The following is a 26,578-nucleotide window of genomic DNA, read 5'->3' as shown; positions in this document are numbered from 1 at the left end:
GTTCTGTTCTGCTTGTCGTCAATGGTGGCCGTATTCCGAATTCCACCTGTGATGCGAGATGGTGTTACCGGACTGCGAAGTACCGGTTGCCGTGCCACCGTAACCTGTGCCTGATTGTGCCGCCACTCGAGCCTCGGCCGCTTGAACGTCGGCAGGATATTGTGTTCTGCTCGGCTTGTAGCCGGCGTGCTCGAGCTGGATCAGTTGCCCTTCGACCTGCGCGCGGGTCAATGAATCGTTTGCGTCTTGTGCAAACGCCATGATCGGCGTGGCGACGGCAAGCAACAGGGCAAGCGCCTTGATGATGGTGTTCATGACAAGTACCTCCGTGGTTAGCCCGTCGGGGCATGCTGGCCTTCGTGTTCCAGCAATTGCAGTTTGAAACGCCAGACTTAAGACACGGTTAACGGGATGCTTGTCGTGAATTCATGAATATTGGAAGGCTGGACCCGAAAGCCTGCGGGCTTGGCAATAAATGTGCCCCGATCACGAACTGGACGATAGGGGCTTTGGTCCCGTGTGCAGAGGAACGCCTGCGCGATCTCAGGCGAATCCTTAAGTTGATCTTAAGGCAACGGGCATTACATTGGGCGTCGAATCCCCGAGGCGGTTGCAGCACCTTTACATAGAAGGGGTTTGCGTCCCAGCAGCGGGTGACGGCGTGGATGATTCCTGTCGCACGGGAGGGTAGTCATGAAGGCGAATGCATTGCAGGCTGCGATGACAGCAGGCCTATTCGCGGTCTCGACAGGAGCCCTATCCGCTGAGCCGTCCACCGTCGCGGTTCGTCTTTCAGACGGGGGAAGCACAGGGATGTCATTGACTCTCGCGCCGTCAACGATACGGGCTGGGCCGGTCGAGTTTACGATTACGAATGAGTCTCGCGCGCTGAAGCACGATTTCATGATTTTGCCGTGGTCCGGTGCCAGCACCGCGCTCCCTTACGATCAGAAAACACAACAGGTAAAGGAAGCGCGCCTGGGTGATCTTCAAGGCGTCGAGGATCTCAATCCTCGTGAGACGGTCACTGCACGGCTCGTACTCAAACCGGACCGTTATATTGCCTTCTGTAACGAGCCACGACACTACCGTGACGCCATGCGAGCCACGCTGGTAGTCGACGATGCGAAATGATGGCATCCGCGGCGGCGAAATGGCGGTTGCGTTACCAGCTTGCGCTTACCTTGCAATAGGAAACCATCGCATTTTCGTGTTGACAGGTCATGCCGCTCATCTTCGCTGATCAGTTTCAAATTGTCCCAGCGATCCAGCGACTTGTTGAGTCTGCCTGCGAGATCAGACTTGCGCGACAGCGTTAGCCGTTGGGCATGATCGTAACTCGAATGCGATGGGCGGTGACCTGCTGTTCGTTTGCAATGCTCGCAGCCGGTCGATGACTGGATTGTCGTCGATAGCAGTCGCGACACAGTACAACCTGGCGATCATATCGGGAGTTGCTGCGTGTCGTCGGTCACGCGCTTGCGCGAATCTTTTCGGACCAGTTGCTGCCGGACTCGAAAGCCGCCAGTGACCTGGTCCTCGACAAGTGTCAAGGTCTTTGGTCTTAAAGCAACAGTCGCCTTGTTCGCGCTTTTGCCACGGTACGATGCAGTCTTATAAAAATTCAGTCCTTCGTTAGCGATAGAATGCAAAAAGAGCTCAGCGATGACCACTTGATACAGTAAGGATTCCAAAGGGAAATGAGTAAGGTGAAACGTGCGAATTCCATGTTCTATCCAGTACAGCTGCAGCCCAGCGGTTCGGGCCCGGGATCGTATGAACCGAATCGGGAACGCACACATGCCACAAACGTCCTCTGAGTTCGCCGAAGTGCTACCCACCGATTACTGGATGCGAGCGATGTGCAACCCTTCTTTTGGCGCGTAGCGACGCGCGCGGAGTTTCGCGTTGAGCTCGATCAGAAAATGTTCTGCAAAACGACAAATTGCATGGACGGCACAACGCGGTACAGCTGATTCAGGACGGCTTGAGTGCGCCGCTTGTGCGGCTCGAGGTTCATGCAGATCTGCCTCGTGTGTTTGCTAGCCCCGCACCCGGTCGTCTCTTTACCAGCAGATATTCAAGTTTCGAATTCCAACAACAGGAGATCGGCAATGAAAAAGACGATTCTGGCCATGACAGCCATGGGTGCAATGGGATTCACGTTGACGAGTCACGCCCAGAGTTCCGTAACACTGTATGGCCTGATTGACGAGGGTTTTAACTTCACGACGAATGCGGCGGGCGACAGGGGCTATCAGATGGTGAGCGGCGATACGGCTGGCAGCCGCTGGGGCTTGAAAGGTGCGGAGGATCTCGGCGGCGGGATGAAGGCGATCTTCCAGCTCGAGAACGGTTTCGACACGAATACTGGCAGGCTGGGGCAGGGATCTCGCATGTTCGGCCGCCAGGCATATGTGGGTCTCGCTTCCGATTACTACGGCACACTGACGATGGGGCGCCAGTATGACCCCACGATCGACATGTGGAGCGGATTCACGGCGGCGGGAAATTGGGAAGGAGATCTTGGCGCCCACCCGTACGACACCGATAACGCAGATTACGACTTCCGGATCCAGAACAGCGTCAAATACGTGACGCCGACCTACGCGGGCCTGACGGGCGAACTGCTCTACGGCTTCAGCAATCAGGCCGGAGGGTTTGCGCAGAATCGTGTCTATAGCGCAGCTGTCCAGTACCAGATGGGACCGCTCGCGGCAGCGGTTGCCTACATGAAGACGAACAACGGGGGCTCGACCTTTGGCGGTGCGATGTCGAGCAACGAAGCCGTGTTCACGGGCAGCTCGCAGCAGAACATTGATGCCGGCGTCTCGTACAAGTTTGGTGACAAGGCGACAGTCGCCTTTGCTTACTCGCACGTTGACGTGTACAACCCGACGTCGAACGCCTACTTCGTCAATCAGCCGGCAGCGGGAACCCAGAATTCCTGGAAGTTCGACAACTTCGAAGTCAACGGCCAGTACTTCTTCCAGCCCAACTTCTGGCTCGGCGCTGCGTACACATTCACGCACGCGCATATCTCGACGACCACAGGCAGTGCATCGCCGAACTGGCACCAGGTCTCGCTGATGCTCGACTACGACCTGAGCAAGCGGACGTCCCTCTATGTCCAGGGAGCGTACCAGCACGCGACGGGGAAGACCGGAACCGACTTCGACAACGCGTACATCTTCGGTTCGGCAGCGCCATCGTCAAGCTGCAATCAGATGGTCTATCGCGTTGCGATGATGCATCGTTTCTGACGCGGGCCCCCGGACGCGGACGGGAAAGACGGCCGGCACGCGGTGCCGGCGGACTTCGATGGTTGTCTGCGACCGGCTCCTGGCGTCCACGAGCGAGCGGCGTGTCGTAGCCGACGACGTCGGCGCGCCTCTTTCTTGCGGTTCTTGTTCCCCGGGGTTGCCGCGGAAAGTGTCGGATTGCGATCTGCGCAATTGGCAGGTCGGCTCACCGACCGAACGGAGACGGAATATGGAGCCGACGTGACACGTGTTCAATCTCGAGACGGACGGCACAGCCCTCAGACGTTGCGCCGTCCGGTCGCTTGCCCTGCTGGACCTTGCGGACTAACAGGCTTGGATGCTGCTGGTTGTGACTTGCGTGCTGCAGATCTTCGTGGCTGTCTGATCGATCAGCGCTACGACGAAAAGCTGCTGCTCTGTTTGCTCGATACCGTCTCGTATCCGATCGCGTTCTGGTTGATCAACATGGTGACCACGGTTGTCGCGCTGCCGTCCGACGCCTTGAGACGCCGCGGCAAGCGCCCAGTCTGGACGAGTCCAGACCGTGGTATTCAGCACGAACAGAGCGCTGGTCATTGATATTTTTCGATGTGCTCAGCTTTCTTCGTGCTCGTCGCGTCCGATGACAACGTTCGTGGGTGAGACGAACATGAAGCGTGGCTCGTCGAGATTCTGTGGCGCGGGCTTGCCCTTGAAGACGCGTCTGGCGAGGTCGTACGTGGAGCCATGGCAAGGGCAGAGAAAGCCGCCAGGCCAATCATCTGGAAGATTCGCTTGCGCGCCGGCCTGGAAGCGGGGAATTGGCGTGCAGCCCAGATGCGTGCACACGCCGACCGCCACGAGAAAATTAAGGTGTTCCGGGCGCGAGCGGTACTGGTTGCGGCAATAGGCTGGCAGCGGCATGGAGAACGGATGCTCAGTGTATGGATCGGCAACCATCGGATTCGCTTTCACCACGGCGGCAAGCATTTCCGGCGTGCGATTGACGATGAAGACCGGCTTACCGCGCCACGCGACGGTCATCATCGAGCCGGGCATGAGGTTCGTGAGGTCCGCATGCACGGGTGCGCCGGCGGCCCTGGCGCTCGCGGGCGGCGCAAAGGAGTCGATGAAGGAAATGAGCGTCGCGACGCCGGCGATGCCGCCCGCAGTCGAGGTTGCGATCAGCCAGATGCGACGTTGAGGGTCAACAGGTTCATCGAGAACGGCTTTCATCATAAGCTCCGCACTTCGACTGTCGATATCGGATTCACGATGTGCAGGCTGGTTCTCGCGAGAGGTCAATTGATTTCAGACGCTGAACAATCGTACGAGCAGGCCAAAAATTTCGAGACCGATGACCAGCGCGATGATCAGCGTGGGAAGCGTGAGAACGAGCACCCAGAGGCGCCGATGGGATCCGTGCCGCTTGTCAGGCGGCGTTGGACAATCATGGCCTTTTTCTTCAGTGAAGCCAGATCGCGGCGTTGCTGCAAGTTTCATTTCGGTTTCCTTGATTGATCATGCGATGGCCTGCGTGCGCACCCATTTAGGCTACACCACGTCGATGGTCACGAACATCTGTTCACCGTTGCGCTCGACGAGTAGTGCAAGCGAATGCCCGCTGCTCTCGACCTTGTCGCGGAACTGCATTGGGCTTGATATGGGCGTGTTATTGACCATCAGGATAATATCACCGGGTTCGATGCCGGCGAATGCGGCGGGACCGACGCTCTTCTCGACGCGGACGCCGCTTTTGACTCCTGCGTCATGTTGCTCTTCGGCCATCAGACCACGCACGGTGAGTCCATCTGTTGCGATGGCATGAGCGGAAGCGGTGGATTCCTGTGCACCGCTGCCGCGCTTGCCCAGTATGATCGACGCATTGTGCGCCGCGTTGTCGCGCCAGGACACGAGCTGGACGCTCGTGCCGGGTTTGAGATCCGCCACGGTTACGGGCAATCGCGCGGAATCAGTAGCGGCACCGTCGATCTGAAGGATGACGTCACCCGAGCGTAGACCCGCCTTTGCCGCCGGGCCGCCCGGGTTGACGAAGCTGACAAGCGCGCCTTGTGCCTTGGTCAGGCCGAACGCCTGTGCGAGCGGCCCACTCACGTCCTGGACAGTGATGCCAAGCCGTCCGTGCTGGACCTCATGATGTCGCTGCAACTGCTGTTCAATCTTCATGGCCTCGTCAATCGGAATCGCGAATGCCAGCCCGTCTACGCCGCCAAGGGTGCTGATGACCGGCGTCTCAATCCCGATAACGTCACCGCCAGGATCGAGGACAGGGCTGCCGGCGTCGCCCGCGCTCTCCGTCATATCGGTTTGAATCAGGGGGATATATGAACTGCGGGGGCAGTTCCCTCGCCATGTTGCTGATGATGCCAGCGGTTACGGTGTTGCTCAAACCATATGGATTGCCGATCGATGCAATCCAGTTGCCGGCCTTTTCTTCGGCCACCGTTCCAATCCTGAGTGTGGGCAGCTTCGTTGCCGGAATCTTCAGCAGTGCGATGCCACTTGCAGGATCATTCCCGACGACCGTGGCTTTGAATTCACGTCCATCTGCGAGGGTGACCTTGATCTTCGTCGCGCCGGTGATGACCTGGGAAGCCGTGAGAACGTAGCCGCTGGAATTCACGACAAAGCCTGACCCAAGGTCCTGCGAAGGGCCTCCCGTGATGCTGGGGAAGGCGGACGAAAACTGTTCAAAGAAGCGAGAGAACGGATCGTGGTCGCTGCCCGCAGGGGGCCAGAGGCGACGCATTTCGGGGGTGGGTTTCGGGGTCGTCGTGCTGATATTGACCACCGCCGGCCCGTTCCTGCGAACGAGTGTAGAGAAGTCCGTCATGATGACCGGTGCACGACCATGCGACTCAGATTTGCCGTTGCCGCCCGACGCGCCGAAATAGGCTTGCGTTGACGATGGTTGTGCCACGCAGCCTGAAGAAAGCGCCGTGAGTAAGAGGGTCGCCAGCCCCCTGGGATGGGCGTATTCCATCACACCACTCCGATCCTCGGAGCTGCAGCGCGCTTTGGGCCGCTAGAAAGGGCCGGCAGGCACCATGCTCAAAATGACAGCATTTGCAATATAGGCGAATATCGTTAAAAGAAACTTAAAATCACATTTGCTTCGCCGTTTCGCCGGGACTGAGAATTGAGAATCTGGCAAATGTCGAAAAACTCGCGCCGCCAGTCGGGACCGCCAAGCTTCGCACCTGTGTCACGCATTCGCGCGGCCAAAGCGACGCTCCCGCGTCCGATAGGATGCCAGAGCGGCCTCGAGCGTCGCATCATCAAAGTCCGGCCAGAAGGTATCGGTGAAGTACAGTTCGGTGTAGGCCAGTTGCCACAGCAGAAAGTTGCTGATGCGCCGCTCGCGGCCGGTACGGATGAAGAGATCGGGTTCCGGCGCGTAAGCCAGTGCGAGATGTTGCGCAAAGCTGGCGTCGTCGATCAGAGCTGACCGCTCGTCGGCCGCAGTCTGCTCTAGAAGCCGCCGGATGGCCCGGAGGATGTCCCCGCGTCCCCCCGAGTTCGCCGCAATCGTCAGCGTCATATGGGAGTTGTGGGCGGTTTTCGCTTCAGCGCGCTGAATGAGGGCCCGGAGGCCCGCGCCAAACATCGACAGATCACCCACGATTCGCAACCGGATGCCGTAGTCGTCGAGCCGCGCCGTCTCACGTATGAGCACCGAGGCGAAGAGGCGCATCAGAAACGATACTTCTGCGCGGCGGCGACGCCAGTTCTCCGAGCTGGATGCGAACAGCGTCAGGTAGCCAATGCCACTGTTTGAGTAGCTTTCGACAGTCGTGCGTACCGCGTCGACACCTTTCGTGTGGCCCGCCATCCGAGGCAGTTTGCGTTGCGTCGCCCACCGCCCGTTTCCATCCATGATGATGGCGATGTGCCGGGGCACGGCCCCCACATCAGGTACATGAACAGTTGAACTGACGCAGTGCATGCCAGCCCCCCAGGCGCGAACGAGCGAGTTCGTCCGCAGCCGACGAAACAAGCTCGGGATCCTTAAGATTTGCTTAACGGCTCGGAGGGGAGCCACCTCAAGGGCTTGAGCGCGTAGCGCCCATCCGACCGCCCACAAACTTGGTTTGCGGCCGCGGCGACGCATCAGGGGATCACTGGCTGGGTTTTTACGCCGTAAAGGGACTACACTGGAAGTGGCAGCAAACCGGGCACCGGTTCGCCGCGTCACCAGAGTGCACGCGCGGGCCGGCGTCAATCCGCCATGAGCACGAAATCCAGCCTGCAGCTACGACCGCCGCGCGAGCGCGGCATGGGGCGTGCGTTTGGGCTCGCGGTGTCCCTGCACGTCGTGCTGCTGGCGCTTTTGTTTGCCGGCACGAGGGGCCAGCAGACTGCATCCGCCGGGCCGCACACGGCTGTCTCCGGGTTGGTGACGCCTTTGCCGCTTGCTGTCCCGGTCCCGCGCATGGTCAAGCGGGACTGGGCATCACGGTTGACAGTGCCAGCCCGGCTCGTTGCTGCGAACAACCAGACGCCGCTTACGCGGCATAGCAACGAGACGGTCAAGCCCAAGCAACGACGTGGACTCGACTCGCAGATCGCGCGCGCTGGTGCGACACTCCGGGCGCCACTGACGGAGGAACTGAGCGTCGCGCAGCAGCGAAATCGGTCGGTGGACCGGGAGCGCGCAGCACGGCTCGCCGCACTCCAGGCAATCGCTGGCAGGCCGCTACCGGATAGTGGGGAGGTGGCGTCGGCGGCGTATGCTTCGCGAGTGGCACGTCGGGTGCGCGCCAACGTTCTCGCACCTTTCGATATCGAGGGCAATCCGTCAGCGGTAATCGCGGTCACGTGCACCCCCAGCGGGGCGCTGCTTAGTGTCACGGTCCAACGTTCGAGTGGAGATCCGCGGTGGGATCGCGCTGTGGTCGCCGCCGTCGAGAACTCTGATCCGATGCCGGCGGATCTCAATGGCAACACGCCGACGAGCTTTGTCATGACCTTTCGACCGAAGGGATGACCAGAGAATCAGCGACGCGCTCGAATACCTGACGCAGGTACGGCTCGGGATCGGGACCGTCGAGACGTGCTGGGCCGATCAGGCTATACATCGCGGCGGTGCGCCCGAGCGTATTGGATGAGTGGATGATACCGGAACAGATCGGTGAGCCTTTTCGGGAGATCCTGCGCGTGTTGTGACCGCGGTGGCCGCCGCGCTTTCGCGTTACCGTGGACCTGGCATCGGTGGATAGGTCAGCGTGCGGACGAGCTGGTGCAGGCGGCGCACAGGCCACAGATGTGCGGTGAAACCTCACGTGCGTCGCCTCCCGGGCGCCAGGCCGCCTGGCTTTTGGTGGGAACGCTCTGGCGAACTCAGCCTTCCGAGATCGGGCATGACATCATCAAGCCCTGGTCGTACCTGCCCGGTGGACCGGTTGGTCATAGCCATGCGACTGACGCCGCCATCGTGCGACATGGTCACACATGAATCAACCAGCAAGTTAGACTATCTGGGAGGTGTATTCGTCGATCTGACGCGACGTCCAGGAGAACAATCATGAATCGCCCGTCGGTCCGTTCTCCTCTTCCTGCCACCCATGCCGGTTCAGTCTGGCGGTGGATCAAGTGGGCTTTGGTCGTCGCGATGCTGGCTGCCATCGCCATCGTGGTGCGCATTGTCCAGATCGAAATCGACACCTCTAGACTGCAGGCGCACTACCTCTCAGAACTCACACGCGACATCGGCTTCGCGGTCGAGCCGGGGCAGAGCCACAGCATCCGCTTTCCCACAACGAATGGTCCGTACGATGTGCGGCTTGGCTATGCGGAGCTGCCAGCGTTCACCGACCGGCTCGAAAAGCGCGGCTTCACCGTCGCGGCGCAGGCGCGCGATTCGGCACGCATGATTTCGCTCGCCGACGAGGGCCTCTTCCTCCCCTATGAGGAAAAGGACCAGGCGGGAATTGTGCTGCGCGACGCGAACGGCTCGCTGCTGTTCCGTACACGCTATCCGCAGCGCGTCTACGAAAGCTTCGAGGCTGTGCCGCCGCTGGTGCGCGATTCGCTGCTCTTCATCGAGGACAAATATCTGCTTGCCGCCGACCAGCCGAACCGCAATCCGGCCATCGACTGGGGGCGCTTTTCGCGCGCGCTCGTCGATCAGGGTGTGCGGCTCGTGAACAGGCATCAGCACACACCGGGCGGCAGCACGCTCGCCACGCAGATCGAAAAGTTTCGCCACTCCACGGGCGGGCGCACCGCCACGCCGCCGGAAAAGCTGCGCCAGATCGCGTCGGCCTCGGTGCGCGCCTATCTGGACGGCCCGCAGACGATGCCCGCGCGCCAGCAGATCCTCGTGCACTACCTGAATTCCGTGCCGCTCTCGGCGAGGCCGGGCGTAGGCGAGATCAACGGCATCGGCGACGGCCTCGCGGCCTGGTACGGGCGCGACTTCGGCGACGTCAATCGCATCCTGCGCGAGCCCATTTCGAACTCGACGCTCGATGAGCAGGCGCTCGCGTTCCGCCAGGTGCTGTCGCTGCTGATCGCCCAGCGTGCGCCCTCGTATTTCCTGCAAAAGAACAACGACGCGCTGGCGAAGCTCACCGACAGCTATCTGCGTCTGCTCGCAAACGGCGGCGTGATCTCGCCCACGCTGCGCGACGCCGCGCTCGAGACGCAGCTCACGCTCAGTCGCTCGAAGCCCGCGCCGCGCCCGGCCGTCCCTTACGTGGAGCGCAAGGCGGTGCTCACGATGCGCACGCAGTTGATGCAGGCGCTGGGTCTCAAGACGATCTACGATATCGACCGCCTCGATCTTTCGGCGGCGTCCACCCTCGACGACGCCGTGCAGCAGGCCGTAAGCGACCGGCTCACCGATGCCGCGACCAGGGACGGCGCGCGCGCAGCAGGCCTCGTGGGCTTCGAGATGCTGAAGCCTGCCGACGATCCCTCGAAGATCGCATACAGCTTCACGCTGTTCGAGCGCCGCGGAGGCGAGAATCTCATGCGCGTGCAGACCGACAGCGTGAACGAGCCGTTCGACATCAATTCCGGTGCGCGCCTGAATCTCGGCTCGACGGCCAAGCTGCGCACGCTCATTACGTATCTGCAGATCGTGAGCGTGCTGCACGCGAAGTACGCGAATGACGATGCGAAGACGCTGCGCGCGATGATTCCGCAGGTCGACCCGGGCGATGCGCTCACGCGCTGGGCGCTCGACTATCTCTCGACGACGCCCGACCGGTCGCTGCCTGCCATGCTCGAAGCGGCCGTGCAGCGCAAGTATTCGGCGAATCCGGGCGAGGTCTTCTACACGGGCGGCGGCGCGCAGACCTTCAATAATTTCGAATCGAGCGACAACGCGCAGATCCTCACCGTGCAGCGCGCGTTCCAGCATTCGGTGAATCTTGTGTTCGTGCGGCTCATGCGCGACATCGTCCACTACGAGATGATCCAGGTCGCGGGGCCGCCCGCGAAATACCTCGACGATCCGGCGGTGCGCAACCACTATCTCACGCAGTTCGCCGACGCCGAAAGCCAGGTTTATATGAAGCGTTTCTACACGCGCTACCAGGGCATGAACAGCGACGAGTCGCTGCAAGTCCTGCTGCAGCATACGCGCAAGGGCCCGGCGCGGATCGCGACGGTGTTGCGCAGCGTGAACCCGAACGGCGACCAGGCGTGGTTCAACGCGCAGATGCGCGCGCAGCTCAAGAACACCCGGTTCCAGGGGCTCGACGACGAAGACCTCGCGAAGTACTACAGCAAGTACGCGATCGACAAGTTCAACCTCAACGACCGCGGCTATATCGCGGGTATCCATCCGCTCGAACTGTGGCTGCTGAACGATCGGCGCGCCCATCCCAATGCGACGCTCGATCAGGTCCAGCAGCAAAGCCGCGACGCACGCCTCTATACCTACAGGTGGCTCTTCAAGACGCGCTATCACGCCACCCAGGACCGGCGCATCCGCCACATGATCGAGCTGAAGGCCTATGCCGTGATCGGCAGGTCGTGGCGCGCGCTTGGCTATCCCTTTGACAACATCACGCCTTCGTATGCCTCGGCGATCGGCGCGGCGGGCGACCGGCCGTCGGCGCTCGCGTATCTGATCGGCCTCGTTTCCGACAACGGCGCAAAGCTGCCGACGCATAGCTTCGAATCGCTTGACTTCGCGCGCGGCACGCCTTACGAAACGCGCTTCCTGCATGCGACTACGCCACCGCAGCCGCTCATCTCGCCGGCGATCTCGCAGGTGGTGCGCGAGCTGCTGACGTCGGTGGTGCAGGGTGGCACGGGCAAGCGGCTCGCCGACGGTATGACGTTCGCCGACGGCAAGACGCTGCAGGTCTATGGCAAGACCGGCACGGGCGACCAGCGCTTCAACGTCTACGCAAAGGCCGCACGCCTGATTGAGTCGCGCAAGGTGAACCGCTGTGCGACCTTCGTGTTTGTGATCGGCGACCGCTTCTATGGGGCGATCACCGCGTGGGTGCACGAGCCGTATGCGGCACGCTACACGTTCACGAGTGCGATGGCGGTACAGTTGCTCAGGTCGATGACTCCGGTGCTGCAGTCGCTGCTCGAGAATAAGGACGTGCCGGAGAGCAAGCTCAAGGCTGGAACCGGCGAGCAGGACCTCACACGCTGAACGATCAGCGGATGGGGGCGATGCAGCGCATCAGGCTGCCCATTACATAATTTGCGCGGCCCCATGTGGGGGCAAGCTGGTCGAGTGCAGCGTACGCGGGATCTCGTAAGGAGATTGCCGTAAGCGTCGCAGGTGCATTCAGGATGTCTTACCTCCAGGGATAAAAATTCCGTCCTCTTTCACACACTCATGCCTCCAATAAGCAGCTACAGTTGAGTTGTTGGGGATCGTCCTGAACGTTGGACCCTCCATCGCCTGATTGCTGTCCCAAGGTGTGAGCGCCATGAAAAACTTCCTCAGTGCGCTACTGCTCGCCACTGCGCCGTTCGTCGCGTGGGCCCAACCGCCATTCCTCTATTCACATAGCGCGATCGTCTACGACGTCGGGCGCGGTGAAGTCCTGCTGGAAAAGAACGCCGACGACGCTCAGCCGATCGCGTCGCTCACCAAGCTGATGACGGCGATAGTCGTGCTGGACAGCGCCCAGCGGCTGGGAGACACGGTGACCGTCGACAATGACGACATCGACCGGCTCAAGCACTCGGGCTCCCGCATCCCGATCGGTACGTCGCTCGAACGGGGCGAGATGCTGCGCCTTGCGCTCATGGCGTCCGAGAATCGCGCGGCGTCCGCGCTATCGCGTGCGTTCCCCGGCGGCCAGCCAGCGTTCATCCAGAAGATGAACGAAAAGGCGCGCGCGCTGCATATGGCCGATACGCACTTCGACGATCCAAGCGGGCTCTCGCCGGACAATCTCTCGACGGCACGCGACGTCGTGAAGATGGCCGCCGCTGCGGCGCGCTATCCATTGATCAGCGAATACACGACGCTTCCCCAGTACGAAGAGGAAATCGGCTCGAGGACGAGGTTCTATCACAACACCGACCCGATCGTCCGCTCATCCGGTTGGGACGTTCTGGTCGCAAAGACCGGCTATATTCGCGAGGCGGGACGCTGCATCGTGGTCGATGCCAACCTGCCGAATGGCCAGATAATGATTGCGCTGCTCGGCTCGCAGACATCGTGGGGACGCTCTGCGGATCTCGTCACGATACGCCGGTGGTTGAACGGCGACGAAACGCCGGTCGCCCCGCCGCACTGGTACGCAGATGCGCGGCTGCATCATCGCCATTTGATGCTCGCGCGTTCGCATGGCGTCAAGGTCCGGTTCGCATCGTACCGGACCGCTTCGGCGTCTGGCGTGCACCGGCAGACGTTCAGGCACCATGCGGGCAAGCATGAACACCACGCGCTTGTTGCCTCTTCGGCTCCATGACGCCTTGCGCCGGGCGCGTGCAATATTCCGATGAATTTGGCGAAGAGGCGGCGCGGCCGGCCGGTCAGGGAAACAGCGGGGCACAAAGGGGGAGGCTGCGTCTGCGGTGCCAGCCGGACCAGCGCCCATGCCGCCGGTATTCGCCAACCCGCCTTGGCGCATTCCGCCACTCGCGACGATGTGCTCTCCTGTCAACGATCCAGCATCGTCAGATGCAAGTAAACCGACGGCCGATGCTATATCATCCGGCTACCCAACTTGACCGGGCGGCGTCTGGCTGACCGTAAGGGTTTCGAAATCTGATTCGATGCCCCCCGCGCCGTGCGCACCCTCGGTCACTACCATGCCGGGATTGATCGCGTACACGCGGATCTTCTTCGGTACCAGCTCGCGTGCGAGCACCGGTAATCGCATCTACCGCGCCCTTCGTGCCGCTATAGACGGAGGTGGCCGGTGGCGTAATGGCCGTCACGACCCACTGACGTTGGGAAACTGACGCGCGTGCCTGTATGTGGACTATCGTGTCGCAGCTCGACGATGCCGCGATCGCGTCTCTGGCGGACTATTACTCACGTCAGGAGCCGGTACACGGGGCGCCGGGTGATGAGGCGTTGAAGGCGAAGGGGCCGGACATCTTCGAGCACGGAGTGCCCGATCGGGGTACGTTGGCTTGCGCGTCGTGCCACGGCGCACAGGGACAGGGCGCCGGTGTGTTTCCGCGCCTTGCCGGTCAGCATGAGGAGTATCTGCCGCGCCAGATTGAAGTGTTCAAGAACGAGACACGCACCAGCGCGCCCGTCATGACCGCCGTCGTCCACACGCTGGATTCCGACGAAGCGAAAGCTGTTGTTGAATGGCTTGAATCACGTAGCGACCGTTGCCTGGATTTCGCACCTCGCCCTCACTTTGACCCAAATCAACGTGTCGGCGCCCCAACAGGAACATGGTGTATTCAAAGCTGACTCGCATTGGAGTCGGCGAATTGCGGATTTGCACCGTTCCCGAAAGTAGCCGGGACGGTATTGTGACCGCGAGACGTGTAGGGGAATGACCATGCAAGCCACCCATCATTTCAATATCGAGTTGCGGCATGCAACGGTGCCGACCTACGTTGTCAGCTACCTGTTCCCCAGCCTCCTGTTGCTGTATGAGATTCATCGAGTGGGCAGGTGGATCTACGACTATGGAATGCATTTTACGAATTTCAGGTACATGGGTTATGAGTTCCTGCTTATGCTCGTGTTCGTTGGCGTCCAGGCCGTCGTCGAGGTGATGTTCCTGCTTGGAGCGTGGATCGGCCGACATCACGACTTCAAGCACCGTGTTTCGAATCTTCTGGCTGGCCTCAGTTGTTCGATGGTTGTGATCGCGTTTGATTTTGCGCTGCAGTATGCCCTGTAGTGCTGGTCGCAAAAATCAACGCACTCGCATGCAGATAGTTTCACGAACGGCTTCCGATCCACTGAAAGCCCGAAGACTGCCGATTGCAGCATCGTTTGCGTCAGCCCCTCCTCGGGGCAGCGCCAACGGTATTTGAATTTCACGGATCGCCGTGGGCGCTGCAGACCAGGCCGCACACGAGCAATTGGGTTCTGTCGCGGTAAGGCGATGTGGGCGAACAATAGAGATTTGATGAGGATTGCGTATATAGCCAGCGAATAGAATTGACGGGCGACCGGTGGCGTGAGTTTGCCCGCGTCTTTCATCTGGCCCTTGGCGATCATATGCATGAGTTCGATGCCGCTCAGCAAGATTCGGGCACAGCGAAAATCCGTGAATCCCAGCATGGGTCGGGTACGACGCTTGATCGCCCGATGGTATTGTTCCACGAGGGTCGTAGCATCCATCGCCTGAAAGATGAATAGCACCGCGTAACGATTGTCGGCATAAAGCAGGCTTTGTTGCGCACTCAAGCGCTGGATGTGATCGGCGAGCATGACGCGATACTGGTCTTTTGATTTGTACACCGGGGGCACGCGCGTGGGCCACATCCCCAGTTCAACCGCCGCGCCCTCGTGGACCCTAAATTCATCGGCATGGATTTTCGTCCTGCTTCTCCCTTGCAGTACGTCGCTTCAGCAGGCGTCTTCCGGCCGAGCGTTTTCCGAGGCCTGGTGTTCAGCGTATGCCACTATCCCAGGTCAATGGCCGCCACAACTGGGCAGGCATGTCAGTCACGGTTTTCTTGAGCGCATCGGCCATCGTGACTGCTCAGTAGCCAGCCAGCGCGGGGCCATTCTTCGTTCCGGGCATCCTGGCATTCAGGGTCTTCACGTCTACCGGTGGCTCGCTCGACACCGGGCCGGACGCACCAAACACGTCGTCCGCACGCTCCTTCAACTGCCGTTTCTATTCCGTAATCTGGTTCGGATGCACGTCGAACTGCTGCACCAGTTCAGCGAGCGTGCGCTCACCCTTGACAGCCGCCAGGGCTACCTTTGCTCTGAACGCCGCTGAGTGCGTGCGTCGGGCTCACTTCGTCATTTCCTCGGTTCCATTGCCTGCATTATCGCTGGCTCAGGCTCCGGCCGCTCCACTTATCTCGCTGTCCGTTTTCGCGTGGCCACCTCTCGTCGCGGTTGCCTTTACCCTCAAGTCACACCGTACGGGGCGAAGGGTTCGACGTTGATTTGAATCAACATCCCATCGGAATCAACGCGCTAGCCTGCTTACGGATCCGGCGGTCAAAGGACGCGGAACATACGTCCGCAACTTGAGAGTAAGCCCAGCATCCGGCATCTTGCATCTCAGTATCATGAACAGGCCCCGCACCCTGCTGGCCCCTCGTCCCGATACTGCGTCGCTCGGCATGTTAGCGCGTCCATGGTTTGCCGTCTTGCTCAAAAACTTACGGCTGGTGGCTAACGACTATGAAGGAAAGACAGGAAGGACCACCGGCGTCAAATGCACCTTTCGCCTCCTGTGATGTGTGCAAGGTCGATCGGGGCAGCTTGCGATGCCGGCTAGCGGCCCCAACGGTAGCTCTGGTTCCACCGCTGCTGCTCGCCTGGCCGGCGTTTCCCGTGGAGGTGTCGTGGTGGCGCGGCGTAGCCATAGTCTGTGGCTGGCTGGGCGCCGGGCTGCTCGTCACCAGCACGGCCCTGGTGATGCGCGAGCCGCACTTCGTCCGCGCCATGGGCGGCCTCGAGGCCGCCTACCGCTGGCATCACCGGGCGGGTGTTCTGGCCTACCTTGCGCTCCTTGCGCATCCGATCGCCCTGGCGCTGGATGGTCGGACAGAATCGAGCCGCGCCGCCTGGCAGGCGCTCACCCCGTGGACGCAGGCATGGCCGGTATGGTTGGGCTGGTTCGCACTCTTGCTGGTTATGATCGGGCTCGCCACTACGTTTTCCGTGCTCCTGCCCTATCGCTACTGGCGAAAGCTCCATCTGTTGCTCGGCCTCAGTGTACTCCTCAGCCTTGCTCACGTCTGGGCGCTGTCGGGCGATCATCTGCGCTCCATCGGGCTTGTGGCAACCGGCCTACTGGCTCTCAGCTGGCGCCTCATTGTCAGCGACCGCGGTCTCACGGACTACCCATATCGCGTGGTAGCGGTAACAAGACCGGCGGCAGGGATGATCGAGGCCTCGCTCGCTCCTTGTGCCGGCACGCTCGCGCTCGAACCCGGTCAGTTCGTGCTGGCGGCCTTTGGTCACGGTCCCCGATACGAGGGCTGCGGCGAGTACCACCCGTTTACAGTGAGCGGCATCGATGCCGGGCAACGCCTTCGACTTACCGTAAAGGCGCTCGGGTCGTGCTCGCAACGATTGCAGGCGCTTGAGCCTGGTGTGTTGGTGCGCCTGCAGGGCCCGTTTGGCAATTTCCTCAGCGGTACCCCAGGCAGTCCCGAACTGTGGATCGCCGGCGGCATCGGGATTACCCCTTTCATGGCAGCGCTGCGCGCGCAGCCACGTACACAGTCGACCATGTTGATCTACCTGTACCGCAGCATCGCCGATGCCGCCTTCCTCAACGAGCTCGATGATCTGGCTGCGGCAGATCCGCTGCTTGAACTCGTCACCGTTGCCACAGGTGATCGCCTGCCGAACGTTGACACGCTGATTTCAGCGGTGCACCGGCTTTCCGAGCGCCGTGTCTATCTTTGCGGCCCACGAGCAATGGTCGAGGCGCTAGTTCCACAGCTCGTCGAACTGGGTGTTTCACGCCGATCTATCCGGTTCGAGCTTTTCGACTTTCGTGAACGATGAGCAGACTCTTCATTTTGGCTACCGTGCTGTTCTGGATCGCTGTCGCCGTATTCTGGACTGCGGATATTGAGCCCCACGACGATATGGCCCGTCCCGGTGCGGTCGCGCCGGAGACGATGTGGACGCTCGCCGAAGTCGCCCGCCACAACAAAATCAACGACTGCTGGATGGCCATTGACGGCACTGTTTACGATCTCACCGCCTACCTACCCCAGCACCCATCAAACCCTGCGGTAATTCTGCGTTGGTGTGGCAAGGAGGCGACTGAGGCCTACCATACCAAGACCAGGGGCCGACCGCATTCTGCCTACGCCAATGAGATGTTGTTGAAGTACCGTATTGGAGCGTCGAAATAAGGAATATCGGCGGCCGTTGCGCAGCAGCCAGCCGCGAAATGAAGGAACGAACGCGACGATTGCGTGCGGCCAGCGACGGATCGAGAGTATCAAGTCCCGCTTCTCGCCCGGCACGACATCTACACTGACGTACTCGAACCTCGACCGATCTCACAGCCACCTTGCTGTGTCCCAGATGGTCGCAGGCTACAAGCCCGTTGCCGTTCATTGTTGAGCGATTTACTCGACCTTGCGCCGCCGTCTAGTGCCGGATTTACGCAGCCGTCAACACCACCTACGACGAAGGCATGCAGGCTCTGCGGCGCGAACTTGTCGAGATCGATCAGGCCATTCGCCCAAACGACATGACCACTGCCAAGAACGCTCTGCGCAGGATCGACTGGACCAGAAAGCACTACCACGACCTGCCGGGATAAGCGGCACGCCAATTCGATCCGGATCACGTTTGATGGAACCCTCTTCGCGCTACCCCATTTCAGTCAGTCTTCTGCACTGTTTGCTGGCCATCGCGCGGTCGGCAATCTCGTCATCGGCTGGATGCTCGACGACAGGGAGGACCTCCTTGCCCTGCACAAATCGATTGGCTTGCCATCCTCGTCCTCGCACTCATCCGCCTCGCGAACCGGCTACGCGTGCGGAACCAGTTGCCGCCTTCCGTGAACAAAACCGGTACGGCGACATACTTCGTAGAAAGCACAGCCCATTGCCTGCTCTATGTGTTGATGCTCGCGGCTCCTCTGCTCGGGTGGCTAAAAACCAATGCGGCAGGACACGCAGCCAGCTTCTTTGGACTCTTCTCGTTGCCGACGCGGTTGTCCAGGAGCCACGAGTTGTCAAACTGGTTAGGATAACTCCACGCAATGACGGCCTACGGATTGGCCGCACTGATAGGTTTGCACGTGCTGGGGGCTCTGGCGCACCGGCGACTCAGGGTAGCATAACATCCTTCCACGCATTCTTCCCTTGCACCAACGGCCGATATCCAAGGTAAAACACCTGCCGGACTAACCGAACTGGATTGATCCCGCAAGTCACACTGTTTCGCGTGCTGGCCAAGCATTTGGCGCATTAATGCACAACGGCTCGCCGGCGTATGGTCACGGAAGGATCAACCGGACTGCAGTCCCGTGTCTCGTTCGATTCGCTCGCCATCTGTAGCCGACCCTGAACACACCTGCGTAGCCGCCTCAATCCCACAGGCGACATCCGCCGATGATGCCTCCGCACTCTGCGTGCCCCGACGCGCTCTCAGGTCGAAAAATGGACGGTGAACATGGGGCAGGGCGTTGACACTTTGCTCAACGGCATCATTTCGCCGCACTGACGATAAACGTGGCACGCATTGCGTCGCGAAAGTGTCCTGGCTCGTTGCAGAATGCAATATAGCGGCCGGGCTTGAGTTGAAGTCGTGTCGTGACAGTCTCCCGGGGGTTAAGGTCTTCCACACCTTGCAGCTTGCTCAGGCGATCCTCATCAACCTGCTGTGTCTTCTGATCATACGGTAGTGCGCTACCGTCGTTGGACCACAGCAAGATCAGGAATTCGTGCTTCAACGTACGCGACTCATTCGTGATCGTAAATTCGACCGGTCCTGCCGGCACAGTCGACGGCACCAGAGTCAAGGACATTCCGGCACTCCCACCGTCTGAAAGGTGAACCGTTACCGCGGTCGGCTCGACTGGTAGCGCAGCTGGTGCAACGGCAAAAAGACCTGCAGTCACCAGTGCCTGAAACACGTTCCTCTTCAGCATGGCAAGCCTCCTGTTCGATAGCGATTTCCCAGTATTGTGCAGGCCATTCCACTGGCGCGCCGCCAGTGATCCCGGTCACCATTGAATTGCGTCATACGATGCGTCACTGATACTCAGGGAGGGATTTGCCCTCCCTAAGTATCAGTGCAAGGCTTGAACAGCTGGCTCGAATAGGGATTCGAAAGTCAATGTAACGCTGCCTGGCTTAAGACTAGCTTATGGTCGTGCTCCCTTGGCCGATGACTGTGCTCTCTGGAGAATGCGCAAGCCCCTGCCCGCCGCTGCGATACCTGGCCGATCACACCGGATAAGAGTCACCCCACGTGAATTTCAATTGCGGTTCGCGCAACGCATCCCGCACGCTCGGGTGAAGTTCCTGACGAACGTCAAGTCGCCACATCCTGATCATCCCATTGGCTTCTTTGCGCAGCCTTCTCGACGTCGCTTGCTGTCGCTGCTCACATCGAATTGGCTGGTTTTTGCTTCGAGAGAATTGATGCCAGGACAGGTTGACTTGCGTCAAAGGCAATGCCCCGGGACTAGCGTAGTTTTTTCTGCGTGAGGTAAGAGTGTCCCGCGCGAGAATCACTATATGACGGGCTTCCGCAATGGGCCGGGTTCGCGGCGGGCCCGGTGATAGCGGTTCGGCTTTGCATCAGAATTTTTCCTGGGACACGGGAACGAAGTCGCGGGTCGGTGAATGACAAGGCGAAAGCCAAAGTCTCTCTGTCGCGATGGCCCTTAAGCACCCGGAGCATTTTCCGACTGAGTTCTGAGGTAAGAAATTTCGCAATCCAAGGCGTCTAACCCGGGAGGTAAGCCATGAGCGAACATGTCCTCATTTCGCCGCGCGAATTGTCTGAAATAATGGCATCTGAATCGTTAGTGCTGGTCGACACACGAGACGCCGCGAACTACGCGGAAGCCCACCTGCCCGGCGCGGTGAATATTCACGAAATATTTACGTATCTTGCCACATCAACCCCCGACGGCCTGGCGGCATTACGCGACAAGTTTGCCAGTGCGTTCGGAAACGCAGGCCTGTCTGGCAAAGAAACCGCCGTTGTTTACGAACAGTCCATGGCAACCGGATTTGGCCAGTCGTGCCGCGGCTATGTGCTCCTGAGGTATCTCGGTTATCCACGCGAAAAGATCAAGGTCCTGCACGGCGGCTATGCAGCCTGGCGTGCGGAAGGCTTCCCCAGTACAACCGAAGTACCTGTTCCGAGGCCTGCTACATTCCCGACAAGCTCCAGCGCCGGTAACCTGTTCGTCGACCTTTCGACAATGAAGACAGCCGTAGCGGACAAATCAATCGTGAAGCTTGATGTCCGGGATGTTGATGAATGGATCGGTGAGAGTTCTTCTCCTTATGGCAAGGACTTTTGCCCGCGCAAAGGAAGGATTCCCGGTTCGGTGTGGATCGAGTGGTACCGCATGATGAAGCCGACGCCCATGGGGCAAATGTTCAAGTCGCGCCAGGAAATTCTTGCCGAGTGCGCGACCGCAGGCATTTCCCATGAAACGCCCGTCATCGTTTTTTGTTTCAAGGGTGCCCGGGCCTCCAATACCTTTCTCGCGCTTGAGGAGGCCGGCCTCAAGGACGTACGGCTCTATTTCGGGTCGTGGAACGAATGGTCACGCGACCCCTCCCTCCCCATCGAACAGGGCCTGCCATACCAGGTGAACGCTACGTAAGTATCTGGGTCCATGGCAGTCCAAATCAAAAGGGATCGTCATCGGGTAACTGCTTGTGGAGACTCGCCATCGTGCTGCATATATTGATCCGGGTGGGAGCGTGAACCGCTTCGTGGGAAAGACAAACCGGCTTTTTCGGATTGGGAGCAAGCGATGAACCACGGATATGACATCAGGCGTCGTCACGTGCTGCATTCCATCGTGGCGGCAGGCGCGGGCTACCTGACGTGGGGAATGTCAGACATCGCAAGAGCCGCGAATGCGATCACACTCCCCTTTGAAAACGGGCTTCGGGAATTGACCACTGCGTTTCCACAAAAGGGTGAAATGTTGGGTTCTGTTGCAATAGCGGAGGCTGGTATGCTGGGCGACCTTACAGAATGACGTGAACGACAATGAAAGCGCTGAGCCCGGCGGTAGCCAAAGTGCTGAAGCGGTTGCACTATCCTCTCGAGATAATGTTGATATGCGTGCGTTGGGGATCTGGTGCAAATAGGTGTTATGGTCGATTATTTTATAGCGGTAAGGATATGTTATCGAATCGACAGGACCGCATTCCAGACCGCAGGCGCATCGAAATTCTCGAGACCGAGCTTCGCCAGGTTCGTTGCATCAACTCGACGCCGGCCAACGTGATCGTTGCGCTCCTGAAACGTTTGAAACCGAGCATGACATTTGTCCGGGATTTGATGTTGCGATGGTCCTGTTCAATCAGATTGTTGAGATATTTCGAGGATCGAACCTTTGTGTCTTCGGGCAGCAGGCCGTCTTCTTTCATCTCACGCACCGCGCGGTGTGAGGCGGCATAGCCGTCCAGCGTGATGGTCTTCGGCGGCTGGCCCTGATGTTTGAGGGCTTTACTGAAAAAGGCTTTGGCCGCCTTCACGTCGCGCTTTGCACGGAGCATGAAGTCAACGGTCTGGCCGGTCCGATCCACCGCCCGGGAGAGATAGACCCACCTGCCGCGGATCTTCAGGTACGTTTCATCGACACGCCACGACTGTCCCGTGGGTGTGCCGAAGCGGTTCCAGCGTTTGACGAACTCCGGCGCATAACGCCGCACCCAGCGCAGGATCGTCGTGTGGGCCAGCGACAAACCCCGTTCTGCCATTATCTCCACAAGATCGCGCAGACTGAGCTTGTAACGCAAGTACCAGCGAACACACAGAATGATCACTTCGCGGTCGAAGTGACGGCCCGCGAACAGTTCCTCCAGGCTCTTCGGCTTGCTCATTGTCGGCTCTCTTTTCGTTCAGCCCGACACTCTAACCGATTCGCCAGCGCCATTTGCACCAGAGCCCGTAAAGCTTCCTTCTTCCGCTATGCGGACGAAAATCCGCATCATGTCCAGCTTGTCCATTACGCATTTTCCACAGATCGATCTGCCTCGCACGCAGCTACGACGCAAACTCGCGACACGCCAGATTCTCCTATAAATGCAGGCGAATCTGTTCGGCAAAGGTCCGTATCACTTCTTCGTTACGTGAAAGAAACATCCATTGTCCGACTCGCGTCGAAACGAGCAGTCGCGCTTCGACCAGTACGGCAAGATGCGCCGATACGGTGGACTGCGAGAGCCCGCTGCGCGCCTGGATGGCGTGTGCGGGCACGCCGCGGCCCAGATCGACAGGACCCTCTGGAAAGGCATCGGCGGGGACCTTCAGCCACGCGAGGATGTCGCGCCGCAGTGGATTGGCGAGTGCCTTGTGAATCCGGTTCGCGTCTATCATGGCGTTCCTTGCGCGCTCGCCGTGCTTCAACGCGGCTGCATCAACAGCGTTCTGGCGATGGTTCCCGCCGTACTTTCTCCAAGGTCTTCCCGCACGATCGACAGCGCCAGATGAATGCCGGCGCTTGCTCCGCCCGATGAATAAAGGTTGCCGTCCTTCAGACAGCCGGGAATGGACATGACGTGTACGCGTGGATGTTCGGCCGCGAGGCGGTGAACGTCGCGCCAATGCGTGGTCAGCCAGCGGCGGTCGGCAACGCCGGCGCGCGCTAGCAGAAACGCGCCATTGGAAATGCAGGCCAGCCTTTGGGTGCCGGGCCCGGCTTCGCCGAGCCACGTGACGAGTTCGCGATGCTCGCGCGACGAACTGACCATGGGAGACCCGGGCACCACGACGACGTCGAATGGCGTGCGCGTTTCGAACAGGCATTCTGTGGTGCCCACCGCCGTGCCGTTGGAAGACAGCACGGGCCCAGGTGAGGTCCCGACGAGGTGCGGTTCATAAAACGCGCTGCCATACAGGCGATTCGCTGCATGAAACACATCCATCGGGCCGCTCACCTCGAGCATTTGAAACCCCGCATAGAGCATCATCGCGACACGCATGCGCCGTTACCCCGTGAACGCCTGTTCGACCAGCGCGGATTGCCGCGCGATGTGCGCCGAATGGTAGCCCGGCGCGGTCGATGCACCGGCATCGGGTCCGGCGTAGAAGAGTTTCGCGCCCGTTGGCAGTTGCTCGCGCAACAGCGGCTCGACGAAACTCCAGGCACCCTGGTTGCGCGACTCCTCCTGGCACCAGACCACGGTTTTCAGGTTTGGATAGCGCGCGAGTTCGGCTGCCAACTGTTCCGCGGGAAACGGATAAAGCTGTTCGACGCGGATGATCGGCGTGTCGGTCGCGTCCACGCGGCGACGCTCGAGCAACTCGAAGTACACCTTGCCCGTCGCGACGATGACTCGCTTGACGCTGGACACCCTCGACGCCTCGACTTGCGTATCCGCGAGAATTTCGCTGAATGTTCCCTCACTCAACTCTTCGAACGTGCTGACTGCCTCCGGGTGGCGCAACAGCGACTTGGGCGTCATGACGACGAGCGGACGGCGCTCGGATGCGAACGCCTGCCTGCGCAGCAAATGGAATAGCTGCGCGGGCGTGCTCGGCTGGACGACGCGCATGTTGTCCTGCGCGCTCAGCTGCAGATAGCGTTCGAGCCTCGCCGATGCATGCTCGGGTCCAGCGCCTTCCTGTCCGTGCGGAAGGAAGAGTGTCAGGCCGCTGCGTTGCCCCCACTTGGCGGCTGCTGCTGCGATGAACTGATCAATCACCACTTGCGCGCCGTTCGCGAAGTCACCGAATTGCGCTTCCCAGATCACCAGCGCATCGCGGTTCACCGTCGTGTAGCCGTACTCGAACGCGAGCACCGCCGCTTCGGAGAGGATCGAGTTCGTCACGCTGAAGCGACCCGGCGCATTGCCACTCGCATCATCGAGATGATCGAGCGGAATATAAACACCATCCGGCCGGTTCATGCGCGTTTGATCGTGCAACACGGCGTGACGATGATTGAACGTCCCGCGCGCGCTATCCTGTCCGCTCAATCGAACGCTGGTCCCCGCGCCGAGCAGCGAAGCGAAGGCCAGATGCTCACTCATGCCCCAGTCGAGCGGCCGTTTTCCCGAGGCCATTTCCTGGCGCCCGGTCATCATCTTCTTGACGAGCGGATGCAGCACCAGGCCTTCGGGAACGGTCGAAATCTGCTGCGCGAGACCGCGCAGCGTTTGCGTCGAAGGGGCGGAGTGCGAAGCCGGGCTTGCCGCTTCCTCGCTTGAAGAGGCCGCGTCAGAGCCGTCGGTTTCATTCGCATGCTTGAGCAGTTCGCGCCGCGCGCTGATATAGCCCTCTGCTTCTTCGGCTGTCAACACGCCTTGCTGGATAAGCTTCTGCGCGTAGCGTGTTCTCACGCCGGGATGACTGGCGATTGCGCGATACATCAGCGGCTGCGTGATGCCCGGCGTGTCCTGTTCCTGGTGCCCGTATTTGCGGAAGCACACGAGATCGATGACTACGCTCCGCTTGAACGCGGTGCGATAGTCGAGGGCAAGCCGCACCGCCATCGCGACGGCTTCGGGGTCGTCGCCATTGACATGCAGGATCGGCGCCTCGATCATCTTCGCGACATCCGTGGTGTAGAACGACGAACGCGTGTCGCGTGGATCGGAGGTCGTAAAGCCGATCTGGTTGTTGACAACGATATGGAGGGTGCCACCCGTGCCGTGGCCGCGCGTATAGGAGAGGCTCAAGGTTTCCATCACGACACCCTGGCCGGACATCGCCGCGTCGCCGTGAATCTCGACCGGCAGAACCTCGACGCCGTCGGCGCTGCCCAGGAGCTCGCCCTTGGCGCGCGCCATGCCCTGCACGACCGGGTTGACGATTTCCAGATGCGACGGGTTGAACGCGAGCATCACTTCGACCGGCCCTTCAGGGGTATCGACCGAACTCGTAAAGCCCTTGTGATATTTCACGTCGCCCGCGGGAAGTCTTTCGGGATCTTTGCCATCGAACTCGTCGAACAGCGCACGCAACGGCTTGCCAACGATATTCACCAGAACATTCAGGCGTCCGCGGTGCGCCATGCCCATCACTACTGCGCGCAGCTTTTTCGAAGCCCCGTAGCGGACGACTTCATCGAGCATCGGAATCAGCGATTCCGCGCCCTCGAGCGAGAAGCGCTTTTGCCCGACGTAGCGCGCGTGAAGGTACTTCTCGAGGCCCTCTGCCGCGCTCAGCCGTTCCAGCAGCCGGCGTTTTTCTGCGGCCTGCAGGGACGGCCTCGCCCGCGTGGATTCGAGCTGCATCTGCCACCAGCGCCGCTGCTCTGCGTCGGTCAGATGCATGAACTCAGCGCCGAGCGTGCCCGTGTAGGTTTGCTCTAGTGCCGCGACGAGCTCCTGCAACGTGGCGTCGTCGTCGAACAGGAACGTGTCGGCGGTGCTGAATGTCGTCGCCATGTCTGCGGCCGTCAGCCCATAGTAAGCCGGACTCAACTCGGCGTAGGCGCGCGGCGGCGTCCACATCAGCGGATCGAGATCGGCCGCGCGCGTGCCGATCATGCGGAACGCGGCGATCAGCGACTGTACTGCGACCTGCTTGCGCGCGAGGCCGAGACCGGCGTCATCGGCGAGGATGGTGTCGGGCTGCGCGATCGCGCGCGGCGACCGCTTCGCAAGCTCGACAAAGCTGGAAATGACGGGGGCGTGCGGTTCGTCGTCGCGATCGCTGCCGTCGATAGCGGGCGTTTCGCGCAGTGCATCGAACCACGCCCGCCATTCACTGGTGACCGCATCCGGGTCAGCCAGGTAAGTTTCATATTGCTCTTCGACGTAAGGGGCGTTGCCCCCGAAGAGGAAAGAGTTCTGACGTTCTTTCAACATGATGAATCTGCCTTTGGTCGGTGTGCGGTCCAATATCGGGCGCAACACGTGGAGTGATGGCGATAGCGCCTTCCGGTCCGCCCGGGTTGTTTGCCCAGCCGCAGTCGTGAACACAGTCTAGTGATGCGGGGCAGCGGGCGAAATGCGCGCGTGGTGCCGCTGTGTGCCAACTTGTGGGCGTTTTGGGCCACGCTGCCAATTTGTTACACGGACGCAAAATACTTTTTCCGGGGACAGGC

Annotated in this window: 22 protein-coding genes and 6 pseudogenes; 14 read left to right on the top strand and 14 right to left on the bottom strand. The window is 60.4% G+C overall.

The window, feature by feature from the left end; translation table 11 throughout:
- Positions 1-18: 18 nt before the first annotated feature.
- Entirely contained in the window at positions 19-315 is a 297-nt protein-coding gene (locus tag P5W99_RS35785; RefSeq protein WP_434667589.1) for a DUF4148 domain-containing protein, read from the bottom strand.
- A 378-nt stretch (positions 316-693) separates the two neighbouring features.
- On the opposite strand from P5W99_RS35785, the gene P5W99_RS35780 reads away from it, so the two are divergent.
- The 3 genes and pseudogenes from P5W99_RS35780 to P5W99_RS35770 form a co-directional block, all read left to right on the top strand.
- A complete protein-coding gene (locus P5W99_RS35780; RefSeq protein WP_434667586.1) occupies positions 694-1,134 on the top strand; it encodes a hypothetical protein in 441 nt (146 codons plus the stop codon).
- Positions 1,135-2,114: 980 nt separating this feature from the next.
- The gene (locus tag P5W99_RS35775; RefSeq protein ID WP_434667584.1) at positions 2,115-3,263 is read left to right on the top strand and encodes a porin; all 1,149 of its coding nucleotides are present in this window, start codon (positions 2,115-2,117) and stop codon (positions 3,261-3,263) included.
- A 337-nt stretch (positions 3,264-3,600) separates the two neighbouring features.
- A pseudogene (locus P5W99_RS35770) lies at positions 3,601-3,842 on the top strand (poly-beta-1,6 N-acetyl-D-glucosamine synthase); the annotation flags it as partial.
- A gap of 15 nt (positions 3,843-3,857) precedes the next feature.
- Here P5W99_RS35770 and petA read toward each other — a convergent pair.
- From petA to uppS, 5 genes are all read right to left on the bottom strand, one after another.
- Complete coding sequence (petA, locus tag P5W99_RS35765) at positions 3,858-4,478, bottom strand: ubiquinol-cytochrome c reductase iron-sulfur subunit (RefSeq protein WP_434668351.1); 621 nt, start codon at positions 4,476-4,478, stop codon at positions 3,858-3,860.
- Between the two features lie 75 nt (positions 4,479-4,553).
- Positions 4,554-4,745, bottom strand: coding sequence for a hypothetical protein (locus P5W99_RS35760; RefSeq protein ID WP_421029047.1), 192 nt, complete (start codon positions 4,743-4,745; stop codon positions 4,554-4,556).
- Positions 4,746-4,796: 51 nt separating this feature from the next.
- On the bottom strand, positions 4,797-5,564 hold the full coding sequence (locus P5W99_RS35755) for a PDZ domain-containing protein (protein WP_434667580.1): 768 nt from the start codon (positions 5,562-5,564) through the stop codon (positions 4,797-4,799).
- Positions 5,512-6,246 carry a trypsin-like peptidase domain-containing protein gene (locus P5W99_RS35750; protein ID WP_434667577.1) on the bottom strand — a complete coding sequence of 245 codons (735 nt, stop codon included), beginning with the start codon at positions 6,244-6,246 and terminating at the stop codon, positions 5,512-5,514. Before P5W99_RS35750 ends, P5W99_RS35755 begins: the two co-directional genes overlap by 53 nt.
- Before the next feature lie 222 nt (positions 6,247-6,468).
- Complete coding sequence (gene uppS, locus P5W99_RS35745; protein WP_434668349.1) at positions 6,469-7,209, bottom strand: polyprenyl diphosphate synthase; 741 nt, start codon at positions 7,207-7,209, stop codon at positions 6,469-6,471.
- A gap of 282 nt (positions 7,210-7,491) precedes the next feature.
- On the opposite strand from uppS, the gene P5W99_RS35740 reads away from it, so the two are divergent.
- The 3 genes from P5W99_RS35740 to P5W99_RS35730 all read left to right on the top strand — a co-directional run bounded on the left by P5W99_RS35740 (position 7,492) and on the right by P5W99_RS35730 (position 13,159).
- The gene (locus P5W99_RS35740) at positions 7,492-8,250 is read left to right on the top strand and encodes an energy transducer TonB (RefSeq protein WP_434667574.1); all 759 of its coding nucleotides are present in this window, start codon (positions 7,492-7,494) and stop codon (positions 8,248-8,250) included.
- Between the two features lie 537 nt (positions 8,251-8,787).
- On the top strand, positions 8,788-11,883 hold the full coding sequence (locus P5W99_RS35735; RefSeq protein ID WP_434667571.1) for a transglycosylase domain-containing protein: 3,096 nt from the start codon (positions 8,788-8,790) through the stop codon (positions 11,881-11,883).
- Positions 11,884-12,166: 283 nt separating this feature from the next.
- Positions 12,167-13,159 (top strand): D-alanyl-D-alanine carboxypeptidase family protein, encoded by a 993-nt coding sequence (locus P5W99_RS35730; protein ID WP_434667568.1) that lies wholly within the window; start codon positions 12,167-12,169, stop codon positions 13,157-13,159.
- A gap of 156 nt (positions 13,160-13,315) precedes the next feature.
- On the opposite strand, the pseudogene P5W99_RS35725 reads toward P5W99_RS35730, so the two are convergent.
- Positions 13,316-13,637, bottom strand: a pseudogene (locus tag P5W99_RS35725) (SDR family NAD(P)-dependent oxidoreductase); the annotation flags it as partial.
- 4 nt (positions 13,638-13,641) lie between these two features.
- Between P5W99_RS35725 and P5W99_RS35720 the strand changes: the two are divergent.
- Both P5W99_RS35720 and P5W99_RS35715 read left to right on the top strand, forming a co-directional pair.
- Positions 13,642-14,028: pseudogene (locus tag P5W99_RS35720) on the top strand (c-type cytochrome); the annotation flags it as partial.
- A gap of 184 nt (positions 14,029-14,212) precedes the next feature.
- The gene (locus tag P5W99_RS35715; RefSeq protein WP_434667565.1) at positions 14,213-14,560 is read left to right on the top strand and encodes a hypothetical protein; all 348 of its coding nucleotides are present in this window, start codon (positions 14,213-14,215) and stop codon (positions 14,558-14,560) included.
- Positions 14,561-14,811: 251 nt separating this feature from the next.
- On the opposite strand, the pseudogene P5W99_RS35710 reads toward P5W99_RS35715, so the two are convergent.
- Positions 14,812-14,991 (bottom strand): annotated as a pseudogene (locus P5W99_RS35710) (IS6 family transposase); the annotation flags it as partial.
- A 418-nt stretch (positions 14,992-15,409) separates the two neighbouring features.
- Positions 15,410-15,589: pseudogene (locus P5W99_RS35705) on the bottom strand (IS3 family transposase); the annotation flags it as partial.
- Between the two features lie 593 nt (positions 15,590-16,182).
- Between P5W99_RS35705 and P5W99_RS35700 the strand changes: the two are divergent.
- The 3 genes from P5W99_RS35700 (at position 16,183) to P5W99_RS35690 (ending at position 18,139) form a co-directional block, all read left to right on the top strand.
- Complete coding sequence (locus P5W99_RS35700) at positions 16,183-17,367, top strand: ferric reductase-like transmembrane domain-containing protein (protein WP_434667562.1); 1,185 nt, start codon at positions 16,183-16,185, stop codon at positions 17,365-17,367.
- Complete coding sequence (locus P5W99_RS35695; protein ID WP_434667559.1) at positions 17,364-17,723, top strand: cytochrome b5 domain-containing protein; 360 nt, start codon at positions 17,364-17,366, stop codon at positions 17,721-17,723. Before P5W99_RS35700 ends, P5W99_RS35695 begins: the two co-directional genes overlap by 4 nt.
- A 287-nt stretch (positions 17,724-18,010) precedes the next feature.
- Positions 18,011-18,139 carry a hypothetical protein gene (locus P5W99_RS35690; protein ID WP_434667557.1) on the top strand — a complete coding sequence of 43 codons (129 nt, stop codon included), beginning with the start codon at positions 18,011-18,013 and terminating at the stop codon, positions 18,137-18,139.
- A gap of 891 nt (positions 18,140-19,030) precedes the next feature.
- Here the strand turns inward: P5W99_RS35690 and P5W99_RS35685 are convergent.
- Positions 19,031-19,474: a hypothetical protein gene (locus tag P5W99_RS35685; RefSeq protein ID WP_434667554.1), complete on the bottom strand. Its 444-nt coding sequence runs from the start codon at positions 19,472-19,474 to the stop codon at positions 19,031-19,033.
- A gap of 822 nt (positions 19,475-20,296) precedes the next feature.
- Here P5W99_RS35685 and P5W99_RS35680 point away from each other — a divergent pair.
- From P5W99_RS35680 to P5W99_RS35670, 3 genes and pseudogenes are all read left to right on the top strand, one after another.
- Entirely contained in the window at positions 20,297-21,172 is an 876-nt protein-coding gene (locus P5W99_RS35680) for a sulfurtransferase (protein WP_434667551.1), read from the top strand.
- Between the two features lie 153 nt (positions 21,173-21,325).
- On the top strand, positions 21,326-21,556 hold the full coding sequence (locus P5W99_RS35675) for a hypothetical protein (protein ID WP_434667548.1): 231 nt from the start codon (positions 21,326-21,328) through the stop codon (positions 21,554-21,556).
- Between the two features lie 11 nt (positions 21,557-21,567).
- Positions 21,568-21,651: pseudogene (locus tag P5W99_RS35670) on the top strand (IS6 family transposase); the annotation flags it as partial.
- 35 nt (positions 21,652-21,686) lie between these two features.
- On the opposite strand, the gene P5W99_RS35665 reads toward P5W99_RS35670, so the two are convergent.
- The 4 genes from P5W99_RS35665 to P5W99_RS35650 all read right to left on the bottom strand — a co-directional run bounded on the left by P5W99_RS35665 (position 21,687) and on the right by P5W99_RS35650 (position 26,339).
- The gene (locus tag P5W99_RS35665; RefSeq protein ID WP_434667545.1) at positions 21,687-22,406 is read right to left on the bottom strand and encodes an IS6 family transposase; all 720 of its coding nucleotides are present in this window, start codon (positions 22,404-22,406) and stop codon (positions 21,687-21,689) included.
- A gap of 196 nt (positions 22,407-22,602) precedes the next feature.
- The gene (locus P5W99_RS35660) at positions 22,603-22,902 is read right to left on the bottom strand and encodes an ArsR/SmtB family transcription factor (protein ID WP_434667542.1); all 300 of its coding nucleotides are present in this window, start codon (positions 22,900-22,902) and stop codon (positions 22,603-22,605) included.
- A 26-nt stretch (positions 22,903-22,928) separates the two neighbouring features.
- Positions 22,929-23,507, bottom strand: coding sequence for an AraC family transcriptional regulator (locus tag P5W99_RS35655; RefSeq protein ID WP_434667539.1), 579 nt, complete (start codon positions 23,505-23,507; stop codon positions 22,929-22,931).
- A gap of 6 nt (positions 23,508-23,513) precedes the next feature.
- Positions 23,514-26,339, bottom strand: coding sequence for a 2-oxoglutarate dehydrogenase E1 component (locus tag P5W99_RS35650; RefSeq protein WP_434667537.1), 2,826 nt, complete (start codon positions 26,337-26,339; stop codon positions 23,514-23,516).
- Positions 26,340-26,578: the final 239 nt, after the last annotated feature.

Source organism: Paraburkholderia sp. A3BS-1L, assembly GCF_051125215.1.
Classification (GTDB): domain Bacteria; phylum Pseudomonadota; class Gammaproteobacteria; order Burkholderiales; family Burkholderiaceae; genus Paraburkholderia.
This window is presented reverse-complemented; position numbering and strand designations above follow the sequence as displayed.